Genomic DNA, 14516 nt, shown 5'->3' on the forward strand with positions numbered 1-14516 from the left:
CCGGTGTGGGGATCACTCGTGGCAGGCCCTGCGCACTTCCTGCACGGTGGCGGGGGCGTCGAGGCGGAACGGGCCTACGAGATCGTTCTCGTACCTGGCTTCCCGCACGGCGGCCTTGACCGCGAAGAACACCGTGGAGGCCAGGACCAGCGGCGGCTCCCCGACCTCCTTGGAGGACATCAGGTCGTTGGGGTTCTCGGGGACGGATGCTGCCTCGTCCCGCGGGAAGAGGTGGGTGTCCATCCGTTCCGGGATGGTGGAGACCGCCGGCGGCTTGTAACCCCAGGTATTGGTGCTGTTGAGACGGCCCTTCTCCTCACCTTCGGTCTCGTAGGCCAGGTGTTCGGTGAGCAGGTATCCGATCCCCTGGACGAAGGCCCCTTCGACCTGCCCGACGTCGACGGCGGGGTTGAGACTCCGGCCCATGTCGTAGACGATGTCGGACTTGAGCACGGTGACCTCGCCCGTGAGAACGTCGATCTCCACCTCCGAGCAGGCGGCGGAATAGGTGAACCCCAGGAAGGAGTCGACCCCGCCGCCGGGGGTCGCCTCCTGGTCGATCTCGATGCCGGGGATCGGCTTCTGTTCCTCCATGGGCTTGTAGGTCAACGCCGGCACGGGTGCATCACCACCGACGATGGGGGCGGTGAAGGCGGCGACCAGGTCGACACGGTGGGCGTGGGCGAGCTGGACCAGGTTCTGCCAGACGAACTTGCCGGAGGGGGTCCTGGCCGCCCAGCCTTCCCGCGGGTGGTTCCAGTGGTCGACGCCCTGCTTCCTGCACCACTCATCGCCCTGTTCCCGGCGCAGCTGGGTGGCGAAGTCGGTCAGGCGACGGCGCAACCGTTCACAGACCTGTTTGACGGCCTCCCCGTTGTAGGTCGTGCCGGTGGAGGCCCCGGTGCTGGTGGGGTTGGGGATGACGCTGGTGCGCGGTCCCTCCACCCGCAGCAGGCTGAGCGGGACACCGAGGACGTGTGCGGCGATCTGCTCGACCTTGGTCACCACCCCCTGGCCCATCTCCACACCGCCCTGGTGGATGACGACGCTGCCGTCCCCGGCGTACACGGCGACGTGTGCGGCGGCCTGTTCGAGCATGGCGAGGTTGTAACCGGATCCGTACTTGACCGGGATCATCGCCACACCGCGCTTGCGCCAACGGTTCCGGCTGTTGAACTTCTCGACCCGCTCACGGGTCTTCTCGTATTCGCAGACCTTCTTGAGGTGCTCCCAGACCTCGCGCATGTAGCAGTAGGTCAGGGCCTGGCCGTAAGGGGTGACCTCGCCCTGCCGGTAGAGGTTCTTCTCCCGGACCTCCTCCGGCGTCATACCGATTGCGTGGGCGGCGTCGTCGATGGCGTTCTCGGTGATGATCTTGCCCTGGATGTCACCGAAGGCGCGGAAGGCCGTGTTCGGAGCGGTGTTGGTGCGGCAGACATCGATGCTGCTCTCGAAGTTGCGCACGTGATAGGCGTTGTCGGTGCGCAGCTGGATGCAGTTGGCAACGATGAAGGAGCAGTCGTAGAACGCTCCCCCGTCGCCCCACATGTCGGTGCGCACCCCGCGGATGATGCCCTTGTGGTCGAGGGCGATCTGGTACCGGCCGTAGTAGGGGTGCCGCTTGCCGATGAGCGCGGTGTCCAGGTCGCGGGGCAGGGCCAGGCGTACGGGCCGGCGCAGTGCGTGGGCGGCAACGACCGCGGGGCCGGTGACGAACCGGGCCGACTCGGTCTTGCCCCCGTACCCTCCGCCCAGCTGGCCCACTTCCACCTGGACCCTGTGGTGTTCGATCCCCAGCGCCATGGCGGCGGTCTGGTGCATCTCCATGGGGCTCTGGCTCGCCGGGCGCACCAGCCACCGGTCACCGTCCAGGGGCTCGACGACACACGCCTGCGACTCCATGTAGAAGTGGGCCTGGCCGCCGGTGCTCTGCGCGTGCTCGACGACCGTACAGGAGACGCCGTCGACCTCTGCGTAGCGGTGGACGGGCTTCCGGTCGAGCGGGTCCCTGTCGATGGTCCAGTCGAAGCTGCTCCCGGGCCGGGTGACCTTCCAGATGTGGGAGACGAAGGAGGCGCTCTTGGGACAGTCGGGGAAGACACTGCCCCGCGCGACCGCGTCCTCCAGACCCAGTACCGGCTTCTTCCACTGGGCGGGCCGGTCCACCTCGCCGTAACGCACACACTCCTTCGAGACGTACTCGGCGATTTCCTGTGCTTCGCGTTCTCCGTGCGCGGTGACCAGCGCCAGGCACTGGCCCACGTAGTTGACCTGTTCCTCCGCGAACAGCGGCTGGTCCGAGGCCATACCGTGTTTGTTGACCCCGGTGGGCGGCACGTCGTCGTGGGCGACCAGATGCAGGTAGGAGGAGGGGTACCGGAGCGCGAGGTGGGCGCGCAGTTCCTCCGGCCCCGTCTTGCCGGTGCCGGGGACGACGAAGGTGAACGAGGCCAGGGCCCGGAGTCCGGTCACCATGGCCGCGTGTGCGGTCGTCGGGGTGGCCGGCAGGTCCTGGGTGTAATGGAGTTGTCCGGAGGCCTGGTACATGGACAGGCGCTTGACGTGGGGCTGGGCGACGGGTTGGCGGTGGCTCTCCGCTTCCCAGGTCTGGGTGCCGTCGCTGACGGGCCGGGTCCCCCACGTGGCCTCTCCGGCGGAACGTTCGCGTTCGGGGACCGACAGGCCTCGGTCCCGGAGCGTAGCGACCAGGGACTTGCGCAGGAACGCGCAGGCCAGGTCGGTCAGGTAGGTGTCGGTGATGCCTTCGGACGGTGAGACACTGCGGCGCGTGCGCGAGTTCTCCAGAGCTCCGGCGGCCTCCGTGCGCAGGGTCTCCACCAGTGCGTCCACGCGTTGGAAGGTCAACGGCTCCCGGAGGAGCTCCTGCGTGGTCCGGGTCGCCTTCCACGGGATCGCGTCCAGCCCGCCGAACACCAAACGGGCCGAGCTGAGGTGCAGGCCCGACTCTTCCGTGGAGGGGTGGCCCTGGTCCACGGCCACAGCGATCGTGGCGTTGACCAGGGCGTGCGCATTGACCTCGCGCAGCGCGGTCTTGTGTGCGAAAGCCTCCACGCCGTCCTTGGGCAGGGGCAACTCGTAGTGGAGCAGGACCATGTCGTCGAGGTCGGCAGGGTGCTTCGTGGCCAGGGTGGCGAGTTCCTCGGCGCTCACGGTCAAGGTCCGTCGGTCGGATGCGCACCGGTAGGTGATCCGCGCCTCCACGGCGACCAGGGCCGTGAACAGGTCGGAGGGAAAGATCTCGCCCTCGTGGATGTGCCGGAGTACCAGCATGGTGTTGCCACCCACGGTGGCGGTGTTGCGCAGCACGGTCCCGGCGGTGCGCCGGGCCATGTAGCGCAAGGCGCGCAGAGCGGTGGCTCCGCTGCCGTGCTCGTGCGCGTCGATCGTCCGGTCCAGGGCGGCGATCAGGTCGGTGTAGGTGGTGGCGGCCCCCACCTTCAGGTACCCGTCCCGCTCCTCCGCCCCGTGGAGTTCGGGGATGCGGCGGATGTCGACGATCACTCGTGCGGCTCCGACCTCCCGGGGGTAGACGCCGTAGGAGGTGTTGGCGCAGACCAGGCGGCGTTGGTCGCCCTCGGTCCCGGCCATGGCGTTCCTGAGCCCGTCGAGGGTGGTCACCGTGTGCCAGGTGCGTCCCTCCGCTTCCACGGAGAAGGGCTGCGTGGCCGTCCTGGCCCCCTCGGGGAAGGAGAGGCTGGGACGGTCCTCCTCGGACGGAGGCAGGTGCACGGGTTCGGGCAGGCACTTCATCCGGTTCTCCTCGTCCTCCTCCGACCAGTCCGTGGCGAAGGTCTTCATGCCGGTGAGGATGGGCCGGTACCCGGTGCAGCGGCACAGGTTCCCGTCGAGTGCGTGCTCGATGTCGGCCTTGGTGGCGTCGGGGCGGTTGGTCAGGTACTCGGTCATGTTCATGACGAACCCGGGCGTGCAGAACCCGCACTGGGTGCCGTTGTTGGCGGCCAGCCGGTACGCGACAGGGTTCATGCGGCACACGCCACCGGTCCCGGTCTGCTCCGCCGTCCCCTCCTCCGTGTCCCGGCCGGAGGGTTCCTGCGCCGCACGCGCGATCTCGGCAGCCGCGTCCGCGGCCTCGGCGATGGGGGGCGGTGTGTAGCCGGGCGGTGCGCCCGAGCGGGAGTTCAGGGTCTGGTGGGCCAGGCTCTCGGGGACCGGCCGGCATGCGCTCCCGGTGCCCTCGACGGTCGTGACCGCCATCCCCTCGAGGGCACAGACCGGGATCAGGCACGCATTGGCGGCCCGGTGCACGGCCCTGGCACCGGCCTGGTCCCAGTGGGAGAGCACGACCGTGCAGGCGCCGCAGCCCCCTTGTCCGCAGCCCTTCTTCGTGCCGGTCAACCCCACGCTCGTGGAGCGCAGGTGGTCCACGAGCAGCAGGCTCGGAGAGGGGTTGTCGAGTTCGGTCTTGTGGCCGTTGAGGTGGAACACCACACGGTGGGCCATGGACGCTTCCTTTCATGCCCCGGACAGGGGCACCGGTGTTCGTGGCTGGACAGGGGGATTCGTGTTCCGGTCCAGCAGACGCGGGAACGGGTCGGCGCGGGGAGCCCGGTTCAGCTGCGGTGGACGCACCGGGTCCGGCGGTGGCGCTAGGGGCGCTCGGGTTTGGGGTCCAGGCAAGGGCTGCGTTCGTGGGCGGGGCGGCCGTTGACGTAGGTGGCGGCCACGGCCCGTTCGTCGCCCAGTTGCGCGAGGGCGAAGAGCAGGTCGTGGACGTCCTCGCTCTCGGCGGTACGGACGGCGAGCAGTTGTGTGGCCGAGGGGTCCAGGACCACGAAGTCGGCCTCGTGGCCCGGGGCGAGAGAACCCACCACGCCGTCCAGGCCCATGGCATCGGCCCCGCCCCGGGTCGCCAGGTAGAAGAGCTTGGTTCCGTCCATGGGGTACCCGCCGAGCTCACCGACCTTGTAGGCCTCGTTCATGGTCTGCAGGAGGGAGAGGCTCGTCCCGCCACCGACATCGGTGCCCAGGCCCGTGCGGACCGGCCGTTGCGTTGCCTTGGCCTCGGACATGGAGAACAGGCCGCTGCCGAGGAAAAGGTTGGAGGTGGGGCAGTGTGCGATGCCGCTGCCCGTGGCGGCCAGGCGTCCCCAGCTGCGCTCGTCCAGGTGGACGGCGTGGGCGAAGACCGCACGGCGTCCGAGCAACCCGGAGTGTTCGTAGACGTCGACGTAGTCCTGGCGGTCGGGGAAGAGCCGGCGGACCTGGCCGACCTCGTCGAGGTTCTCCGCCAGGTGGGTCTGCACCAGGGTTCCGGGGTTGTCGTGCCAGAGCTGCCCGGCCAGACGGAGCATCTCGTCGGTACAGGCCACGGCGAACCTGGGGGTGATGGCGTAGAGGCTGCGCCCCACCCCGTGCCACTTGCGGATGAGTTCGGCCGACTCCTCGTATCCCTGTTCAGGACTGGGGTCGAGGAGGTCGGTGCGGGCGTTGCGGTCCATGAGCACCTTGCCGGCGGCCATGCGCATGCCGCGACGGGTGGTCTCCTCGAACAGTGCGTCGACGGAGACGGGGTAGGTCGCGCAGTTGACCAGCGCCGTGGTGGTGCCGTTGCGCAGGATCTGGTCGCAGAACAGGGCCGCGTACCGGCGGGCGTACTCGGGTGAGGCGAAGCGGGCCTCCTCCGGGTAGACGCTGTTCCGCAGCCAGTCCAGGAGCTGGTTTCCGTAGGCGCCGATGATGCGCGTCTGCACGTAGTGGACGTGCGGGTCCACGAACCCGGGCGCGATGAGCTTGTCCCTGTGGTGGACCACGGTGGTCCCGGTCGGGAGGGACTCGGCCAGTTCTTCGTAGGGTCCGACCGCTGCGATCCTGCCGTCGCGGACCACGAGCAGACCGTCCTCGATGAATTCCAGGGCCTTTTCGCTGGAGGTGAGGAAGGGGTCGCTGGAGAACCAGACCAGGGACCCGCGCACGGCGCCGACTTCGGAACAGCCCCCTCCCGTGCCTGCCGGTGTACTGCGGCTGCTCGGTCCCTGGTCCCCCTCCGGTGCCGTCGGTTCCCGGATCGTCTGTGCCCTGCTGGTTCCGTGCGTCACGTGTGGCTCCTGAGCTCGGGGGCGATCAGTCATCGCGCCTACCCCGGGGGGAGCGTGAAGAAAACCCCACACGTGTTTTCGCCGCAGGTCAGAGCGGTATGCGGCATTGGCCCGCATTCACAGCGCACTCACGTCGGGTAACGGGTGAGCCGGAGGCCGATCTCCGGTCGCACGGAAACGGTGGCGTCCGGGGCGGGTGTGAGGAGGCAGGTCAGCCCTCGTCCTCGCGCAGGCTGCGTTTGAGGATCTTGCCGGAGGCGTTGCGCGGCAACCCCTCGACGAGGTGAACGGCCTTGGGCACCTTGAAGGGCGCGAGGTGGTCCTTGACGTGGTCGGTGAGCGCGCCGGGAAGTTCGCCGGTGTCGGCGTCCGGGGTGGGCACGACGTAGGCGGTGACCGCCTCGATCCACTTGGTGTCGGGCACCCCGACGACTGCGGCCTCTGCGACCTGGGGATGGGCGAAGAGCACGTCCTCGATCTCGCGGGAGGCCACGACCACGCCGCCGGTGTTGATGACGTCCTTGATCCGGTCGACGACCTCGATGTAGCCCTCGGCGTCGGCTCGTACGAGGTCGCCGGAGTGGAACCAGCCGCCACGGAAAGCCTCCGCGGTCTCCCCGGGTTCGTCCCAGTACCCCTCACACAGTTGCGGGGAACGGTAGACGGCCTCGCCGAGCTCTCCCGGGGCGACGTCACGGTCCTCACCGTCCACGACCCGCAGTTCGACGAAGAGGGCGGCCCGCCCGGCGGACGCGGGACGGTCGGCGTGCTCCTCGGGGCGCAGGACGGAGACGAGGGGGCCGATCTCGCTCTGCCCGAAGCAGTTGTACAGGCCCAGGTCGGGCAAGGTCTCCTGGAGGGTGGACAGGACGGGGGCGGGCATGACCGAGGCCCCGTAGTAGGCCTTGCGCAGGCTGGAGAGGTCCCGTTCGCGGAAGTCGGGGTGGTTGGTCAGCGCCACCCACAGGGTCGGGGCGGCGAAGAAGGCGCCGTGGCGGTCGGTCTCGATACGGCTGAGCAGGTCGGCGGGGTCCGGGGCCTCCACGAGGGTGTTGGTGGCACCCACAGCCAGCCACGGCATGAGGAAGACGTGCATCTGGGCGCTGTGGTACAGCGGCATGGCGTGCAGCGGACGGTCGTCGGCGGCCAGGTCCAGGCCCATGAGGCAGGACATGTACTCGTGCACCAGGGCACGGTGGGTCATCATGGCGCCCTTGGGCCGGGAGGTGGTCCCGGAGGTGTAGAGGAGCTGGACCAGGTCGGTGTCCCGCACGTGTACGTCCAGCTCCGGCACGGGCCCCGCGGAGGCATCCGCCACCAGGGACCCGGGGCCCTCGCGCAGGTTCAGTACGCGGCGCACGCCGGTGTCCTCGAGTACCTCTTCGAGCGCGGGGCGCAACGCGGGGTCGGTCAGCGCGAAGGCGCTCCCGGACTGGGTGAGCAGGTAGGCCAGTTCCTCGCCCCGGAGCGCGTAGTTGATCGGCACGTGGACGAGCCCTGCGCGGGCGCAGGCCAGGAAGCCGATGAGGTAGGCGTCGGAGTTGCGGCCGTAGGCGGCGACACGTTCGCCGGCGGCAGCGCCGAGGTCGAGGAGGCGGGCGGCGGCACGGGTGACGGCCGTGTCGAGGTCGGCGTAGGTCCAGGTGCGGGTGCCGAAATGCAGGGCAGCGCGTTCGGGCACGCGTGCGGCACTGCGGCGGAGGAGGTCGTCGACCCGGCTCGCGGTCGTCGATACGGACATGGCACCTGTCCTTCCATCGGCACGGCCGTAGGTTCGGGCCGTTGCGGTGGGAACCATCCTGGATTCCCGCCGTTGTCCCCGCAAGGGCCCGCCCTGCAGCTGTGGACGGCATCGAGGACACCGTTCCCCCGGCCCTGTGGACGTGGACCGCACCGGCGGTTCGGTCGCGGAGCCGGGAGAACGGGTCAGTGCTGTGCCACCGGGATCAGGTGCCGGGGTGGCGCACCCACAGGCGGCCGTCCGCGGTGGAGGTCTCCAGCACTTCCAGCGAAGCGGTCGCGGGCCCGTGGGCGACCGTTCCCCCTTCGAGGGAGAACTCACTCCCGTGCCAGGGGCAGCGCACGCATCCGTCCACCAGTTCCCCCTGCTCCAAGGGTGCGCCCATGTGGGTGCACAGGCCCAGGAAGGCCGAGACCGAACGGCCCCGGCGCGCCACGACGACGGGGACACCGTCCGCGTCCGCTCCGCCCAGGCCTCCGTCCGGGAAACCCTCCAGAGGTCCGAGATCGTGCCAGTCCCGGGGTGTGAGGTCGAGGAGGGCGTCGGCGCTGTTGGCCCCGCCCGCGCGGTAGTAGGAGATGTGTGCGCCCAGGTAACCACCGATGCCGACGGCTCCGATGCCGCACAGGGCCAGTGCCTTCGCCTTCGTCCCCTGTTCGCGGTACCGCGCGAAGGAGGAGGCGGCGAACAACGCCGTTCCCGTCGCGTTGAGTGCCGCGTGCACCACGCCCACGCGTTGCTGGCGCTCGTGCTGCTGCGACCAGTCGGCCAGACCGCTGACCACGGCGGGCAGGGTGGCGAGCAGTCCCGTGTTGACCAGCGCGTGGGCGCTGCGGGAATGGTTTCCGGGGAGCAGGTCCAGCACGACCGCGGCCGTCCAGCTGCCGATGGGCAGATGCACCGTGATCGGGTGCAGAGGGTGGCCGAGCGGCACTCCGTGCAGAAGGTCGCGCGGTTTCCCGGAAGGTAGGCGCCGGGCGAGCTTCTTCATCCTGGCAACGGTCGGGTCGAGACGGCCCTCGCGTTCGATCCGCCGGAGGCGTTCACCGAGTCTCATGGTGGGTCGGCTACCCGGACACGGGCTCACCACGCATCCGGTGCCCGGTCGGTACGACCTTCGACATGCCTTTTTCGCGTGGTCCGGGGATGAAGGATCCCGACGCCGAGCGCCCTCCGGCCGGGACGCCGTGCCTCGGCCGGAGGGCGCTGCAAGTAACGGGACGGATCGTGGTCAGGCCTCCTGCGGAACTCCCCCGGAGGGGGCCGTCTCCGCCGACGGCCGCGGTGCGGGAACCTGGGCGGCCGTGGTGACCGGGATGTCCGCCGCCTCCGCCGACGGGGTGGTCGTGCTCTGCACGGTGATCCAGAGGAGGCCGTCGCTGAGCTCGGCGTCCACGTCCTCCTGCGTGATCCCGGGTTCGAGGGGGATCTCGCGCCGGAAGCTGCCCCTGCACCGTTCGCTCCGGTGGTGGGCGGGGCCTCCACCGGCCCCGTGGTCGCACTCACCGGTGACGAGGAGGCTGTCTCCGGTGTAGGTGACCTCGATGTCGTCGCGGCTCACTCCGTCGAGTTCGCAGCGGATCAGCAGCTCGTTCCCGCTGACGAGGAAATCGGCGAAGGGTCGCCAGGCCTCGGGCCCGGAGCGGGCCTGCGCCATCTCGTGGCAGGTCGTCGAATCGGCGATGCGGTTCATTTCCCGGACCAGGCCCCACAGGCTGCGGAGCGGGCTGGTGAAGGTGGACCGGCGAAGCTCTCTCGTGGTGTCCATACGTGACTCCCTCTCGCCACGGGGGCACGGTCGCGGTTACGGGAACGCCGTGGGGCGGCCGTGCACCCTGGGTCAGGTTCGGTTCCCTGACGTGGACGGCTGTGAAGTGGGGACAACCCGGGGCGGCGCCGACCGGGATGACTCACTTCATGGCAAATTTCGGCGCTCGGCCCCGAACGAGAGATCGGGTGGAGTTCCTGCCCATATTGTGTCTTCCCTAACGGGGTGAACACAACGGTTTGATTGAGTTTCTGCGTGTGGCCGACCACACAGCTCAAGCGGTCTGCTCAGCCGACCGCACAAGGCACGGGACACGCCCCGAGACGGCGGACGCATGGCCGGGCGGGACCCGCCCGGCCTCACCTGCGGCGAGTGGACGCTCTGGGCCGCGGCTCGGCGCCCTGGGGCGCGGACGCGCCGAGCCGCTGCGTTCGGGGCCCGGACGGCCCCGAACGGCCGCTGCCTCAACCCTTGATCGCGCCCTGGGTGATGCCGTTGACGAAGCTGCGCTGGAAGACCAGGTAGACCACGACGATCGGCGCGATGACGATGAGGCTCGCGGCGGCCAGCAGCGGGATGTCGGTCCCGTACTGGCCCACGAAGAGCCCCAGCCCGGTGGGGGCCGTACGCATCGACGGATCCTGCATCATCACGAGCACGAGCAGGAACTGGTTCCACGACCACATGAAGACCAGCACGGTCAGAGTGGTCACGGCAGGCCAGGAGATCGGCATGAGCACCCGCCAGAGGACGGTGCGGTTGCGGGCGCCGTCCATACGGGCGGCCTCCACGAGTTCGCGGGGCACACCGGAGAAGTGCGTCTGCATCCAGTAGACACCGAAGGGCAGGAACAGGGCGACCTCGGCCAGGACCACCCCGAGGTAGGCGTCGGTGAGGCCGACCTCGCGGAGGTTGTAGTACAGCGCAATGACCAACAGCTCGACGGGCACGGTCAGGCCGAGCACGAACCCGAGGGAGATGACCCGGCCGCCCCACGCATTCAGGACCGACAGGGCGAAACCGGCCATGGTCGCCAGCAGCACGACCAGTGGCACGACGGCCCCGCTGATGATGAAGCTGGAGCGCATGAGGTCGTCGAACCCGCCGGCTTCCCAGGCCAGGCCGAAGTTCTCCCAGGACCACTGTTCGGGCAGGGCCATACCGTCGACCTGGCTCCCGGAAGGGTGCAGAGCGGCCAGGACGATCCCGACGAAGGGCAGGAGCACGAGGAGGGCCAGGAGGCTCAGGAGCCCGTAGCGCAAGGTCGTGCCCAGGGTGCTGTGTCTCATGAGTCCTCCCTGGCCAGGTAGCGGATCGCGCTGACGAGCGCGATGACGAGTACGGTCAGGACCACGGCGAGGGCGCTCGCGGCTCCGATGTCGCCCTCGTTGAAGGCCAACCGGTACACGAGCAGGGCGGGCACGTTGGTGGCGCCGGCGGGCCCGCCGTTGGTGGTGACGAAGACCAGGTCGAAGCTGGCCAGGGCGGCGATGGTGGTGATGACGCCCGCGATGCTGATCTCCTTGCGCACCCCCGGGAGGGTGACGCTGAGGAACTGCCGGACGGGCCCGGCCCCGTCGATGGCGGCGGCCTCGTGCAGGGAGGTGTCGACCTTCTGGGCCCCGCTCATGAACAGCATCATGCAGAGCCCGCTCATGGTCCAGGTACCGATGAGCCCCAGGGCCGCGAGGGCGAACTGTTCGTCGCCGAGCCAGGGCCGGGCGAGACCCTCCAGTCCGACCAGACCCAGGAACTGGTTGATCATGCCCTCGTCGCTGTAGACCCAGCGCCAGGTGGTACCCACGGCCACCAGCGGCAGGACCTGGGGCAGGAAGAACACGACCCGGTAGAAGGTCGTGCCCCGCTGGACCCGGCCGATGAGCAGCGCGGTCATGGCCAGACCGACGGCGATGGGGATCAGGGTGAAGAAGACGATGAGCAGGAGCCCGTTCCCGATCGCCTCGGCCAGCAGCGGATCGGTCACGGCCTGCACGAAGTTGTCCAGCCCGCCCCATTCGGGCGGTGCGATCCCGTCCCATTCCAGGAACGAGAACTGCAGGGTGCTCACGGCCGGGTAGACGAGGAACCCGACGTAGACGGCGACGGCCGGCAGCAGGTAGAGCCAGGCACCGCTGCTCGCCCGTCCGGGCCGGCCCCGGCGCTTGACCCTGCTCTCGGGGCGGGGCGCGTTCGTTGCTCCCTCATTCATGGTGTTCGTCCCATTCCTGCTGAAGCGAGCGGAGGAACTCCTCCTCGCTCGTGGTCCCTGTCACCAGCCCCTGGACCCCGGGGGTGAGCTGGTCGACCATGCCGGGGGTGGCGAAGTCGGGGAAGGGCAGGAGCGACTCCTGCTCGATGACCCGGCCGAACCCGGCGTTGACCTCGCCCATGACCCCTTCGCTCTCGGAGGGGGCGTCGGGGTCGACGGGCATGAAACCGCTCGACAGTTGGATCTGTGCGGCCTCGGCCGAGCCGAGGTAGTCGAGGAAGGCGGCGGCGGTGTCGTAGTTCTCGGTCTGGGAGGAGATCGCGTAGGACACGCTCGATCCCGCGGCGACCGGGGGCTCCTGCCCCGTGGGGCCGGGCATGAGGAAGAAGCCGACCTCCTCACCCATCTCCTCGGCGAGCTCGGCGGTCGCCCAGTTGCCGGTGACCAGGAAGGCGCTGTCCCCCGCGGCGAAATCGGCCTGTGCGTCGATGTCGGAGACGGCACTGGTGCCCTCGGGCAGGTACCCCTCCTGTGCCCACCGGGTCAGGGTCCCGGTGGCCTCCTTCGCGGCCTCGGTCTCGATGCTGGCCCCCGGCGCGCCGTAGACCCAGTCGCGGTACTCGTCCTCATCGCCCAGGACGTTGAGCAGGGAGCTCCAGATCTGGAACCCGCCGACCTCCAGGGAACCGTTGCCCAAGGGTGTGGCGTCGGTCCTGTCCTGCACCTGTTCCAGGGCCTGCTCGAACCCGCCCAGGGTCTGCGGAGGTCCGTCCACTCCGGCCTCCTCCAGCAGGGACTTGTTGTAGAAGACCCCGAGGACCGACAGGGCCCCGGGTGCGGCGTAGAGGCTGCCGCTGCCGTACTCGGCCGCCTCGGGGTCGATGTGCAGGGACTCCATCGCGGAGGTCGGGAAGGTCTCTTCCCACCCGTAGGCCTCGCTGTGCTCGTCGAGGTCGAGGATGAGTCCGGCGGGCACGAGCGAGTCCATGGCCCCGGAGTTGTACTGGGCGATGTCGGGCGGGTTCTCGGAGGACATCGAGAGTTTCACCGTCTTGATGTAGTCGGTGAACTGTGTCTGCTGCAGTTCGATGTCGACGTTCGGATGCTGTTCGGTGAAACCGTCCACCAGGGCCTGGGTGGGCGGGTCGTCGGTGAAGGCGAGCCGGAGCGTGACCGGTTGGTCGGGCACTCCTGTGGAGACGGACTCGGGTGTGTCGTCCTCGCGCACGCTCGTGGACAGTACGGCGCACGAGCTGAGGACGAGGGCTGCGGCCGTTCCTGCGGCGGCAGCGGCCGCCGGGCGCCGTAGGCCCGGTGTGGTGGGCATGCTCTCTCCCTACGGTGTGGGGCCCGGCGACCGTGCGGTGGCCGGTGTTGCGGCGGAGGGTTCCGGGGTCACGAGAAGAGCCTCGCCGTCGGCGGTAGGGCCAACGTCCCGCGTTCGACCTCGGCGAGTGCGCGGTGCAGTGCGCCGTGGACGGTCGTGTCCTTCTCCAGGGCCGACAGTTCCAAGCGCGGCGGGTCGAGGCGTTGGTGTTGCAGGTGTGTGGTCAGGGCGGTGAGCAGGTGCTCTCCGCAGCGGGCCATGGGGCCGCCGATGACGACGACCTCGGGGTCGAGGAGGGCCCGCACGGCGCCGAGCCCCTTGGCGAAGCGCCGGGTGATCTCCTCGAAGGCTTCGGTGGCCGCGGGATCGCCCCGGTGCAGGGCCTCGACGACGGTGTCCACACCCCGATCGCCCCGGGGCAGGGACCGGGCCAGGGCGTGGTCGCCCCTGCGTTCGGCGGCCCGGCGGACCAGTGCGGTCAGGCGGGTGGTGCCGGCCCAGGCCTCGAAGGCGCCGAGCCCGTCGGTGCTGTCCCGTTCGGCATCGGGTTCCTCGACGCACAGGTCGAGGAACCCGAGGTCGCCGGCGTCGTTGGAGGCGCCCCGGTAGAGCCGGTCGAAGACGACGATGCCCGCACCGATGCGCTCGCCCCACTGGACGAGGATCATGGGGCCCTCGTGCCGGTCGTGTCCGGCGCTGCGGCGTTCGCCCTCTGTGGCGAGCTTGACGTCGTTGTCGAGGTGCACGGGGCAGGGCAGGCACGCACCGAGGGTGCGCGGGAGCAGGTCGCCGGCGATGTGCGGCATGCTCGCGGTGAACCGGACCTGCTGGGTGTGGCGGTCCACGATCCCGGGGACCCCCAGGCAGGCGTGCCAGAGCTGGTCCGGGGTGAGGGCGGCCGACTCCAGGGTCGTGGTGACGGTGGCGGTCAGGGTCTCGGCCAGGTGTGCGCCGTCGGTCCCGGTGAGCGGTGCCGTCTCCTCGGCGACGACGGCGCCCCCGAGGTCGGCGGCCACCACGTGCAGCACCTCGGGTGTCAGGGACAGGCCGAGGACGTGCCCGGCCTCGGCGCGGAACCGTACGACCTGGGGCGGCCGCCCCGTACGTCTGCCCGGCCGTTGCGGCGCCAGCAGTTCGACCAGGCCGTCCTGTTCGAGCCCGGAGATCGAGCGGGTGACCGCCTGGCGGGAGAGGCCGGTGGCACGCGCCAGTTCGGTCACGCTGGTTCCGGTGCACTGGCGCAGTTGCGTGAGGACGGCCGCAGTGTTGACCTCCCGCATGTACCTGGTGCCCGACGCGACCGGTGTGTCCACGTCACTCCCTCGTCCTGCTGCTCTTGCTCGTGTTCGAATTAGTTATGTACTGTACGGAACTAATTGTGAGGCAGGCAACAC

The 14516-nt window shown here is 69.6% G+C and carries 9 protein-coding genes; all 9 read right to left on the minus strand.

The window, feature by feature from the left end:
* Positions 1 to 12: 12 nt before the first annotated feature.
* On the minus strand, positions 13 to 4482 hold the full coding sequence (locus tag D456_RS0112080; RefSeq protein ID WP_017576439.1) for a molybdopterin cofactor-binding domain-containing protein: 4470 nt from the start codon (positions 4480 to 4482) through the stop codon (positions 13 to 15).
* A gap of 146 nt (positions 4483 to 4628) precedes the next feature.
* Positions 4629 to 6077, minus strand: a complete 1449-nt coding sequence (gene guaD / locus D456_RS0112085) for a guanine deaminase (RefSeq protein WP_017576440.1) — start codon at positions 6075 to 6077, stop codon at positions 4629 to 4631.
* 211 nt (positions 6078 to 6288) lie between these two features.
* Entirely contained in the window at positions 6289 to 7818 is a 1530-nt protein-coding gene (locus D456_RS0112090) for a fatty acyl-CoA synthetase (protein ID WP_017576441.1), read from the minus strand.
* Between the two features lie 205 nt (positions 7819 to 8023).
* Entirely contained in the window at positions 8024 to 8875 is an 852-nt protein-coding gene (locus D456_RS0112095; RefSeq protein WP_017576442.1) for a DUF2231 domain-containing protein, read from the minus strand.
* A 174-nt stretch (positions 8876 to 9049) separates the two neighbouring features.
* Positions 9050 to 9586, minus strand: coding sequence for an Hsp20/alpha crystallin family protein (locus D456_RS0112100; protein WP_017576443.1), 537 nt, complete (start codon positions 9584 to 9586; stop codon positions 9050 to 9052).
* 464 nt (positions 9587 to 10050) lie between these two features.
* On the minus strand, positions 10051 to 10875 hold the full coding sequence (locus D456_RS0112105; protein ID WP_017576444.1) for a carbohydrate ABC transporter permease: 825 nt from the start codon (positions 10873 to 10875) through the stop codon (positions 10051 to 10053).
* Positions 10872 to 11795 (minus strand): carbohydrate ABC transporter permease, encoded by a 924-nt coding sequence (locus D456_RS0112110; RefSeq protein WP_017576445.1) that lies wholly within the window; start codon positions 11793 to 11795, stop codon positions 10872 to 10874. The genes D456_RS0112105 and D456_RS0112110 overlap by 4 nt, the downstream gene beginning before the upstream one ends.
* Positions 11788 to 13122, minus strand: coding sequence for an ABC transporter substrate-binding protein (locus tag D456_RS0112115; RefSeq protein ID WP_017576446.1), 1335 nt, complete (start codon positions 13120 to 13122; stop codon positions 11788 to 11790). The genes D456_RS0112110 and D456_RS0112115 overlap by 8 nt, the downstream gene beginning before the upstream one ends.
* Before the next feature lie 68 nt (positions 13123 to 13190).
* The gene (locus D456_RS0112120; RefSeq protein ID WP_017576447.1) at positions 13191 to 14435 is read right to left on the minus strand and encodes an ROK family transcriptional regulator; all 1245 of its coding nucleotides are present in this window, start codon (positions 14433 to 14435) and stop codon (positions 13191 to 13193) included.
* Positions 14436 to 14516 lie beyond the last annotated feature (81 nt).

Origin of the sequence: Nocardiopsis kunsanensis DSM 44524 (assembly GCF_000340965.1) — a bacterium.
GTDB lineage: Bacteria > Actinomycetota > Actinomycetes > Streptosporangiales > Streptosporangiaceae > Nocardiopsis > Nocardiopsis kunsanensis.

Coding starts and splice junctions, on each gene's coding strand:
- D456_RS0112080 (WP_017576439.1), bottom strand. CDS start 4,482: ATGGCCCACCGTGTGGTGTTCCACCTCAACGGCCACAAGACCGAACTC.
- D456_RS0112090 (WP_017576441.1), bottom strand. CDS start 7,818: ATGTCCGTATCGACGACCGCGAGCCGGGTCGACGACCTCCTCCGCCGC.
- D456_RS0112095 (WP_017576442.1), bottom strand. CDS start 8,875: ATGAGACTCGGTGAACGCCTCCGGCGGATCGAACGCGAGGGCCGTCTC.
- D456_RS0112100 (WP_017576443.1), bottom strand. CDS start 9,586: ATGGACACCACGAGAGAGCTTCGCCGGTCCACCTTCACCAGCCCGCTC.
- D456_RS0112105 (WP_017576444.1), bottom strand. CDS start 10,875: ATGAGACACAGCACCCTGGGCACGACCTTGCGCTACGGGCTCCTGAGC.
- D456_RS0112110 (WP_017576445.1), bottom strand. CDS start 11,795: ATGAATGAGGGAGCAACGAACGCGCCCCGCCCCGAGAGCAGGGTCAAG.
- D456_RS0112115 (WP_017576446.1), bottom strand. CDS start 13,122: ATGCCCACCACACCGGGCCTACGGCGCCCGGCGGCCGCTGCCGCCGCA.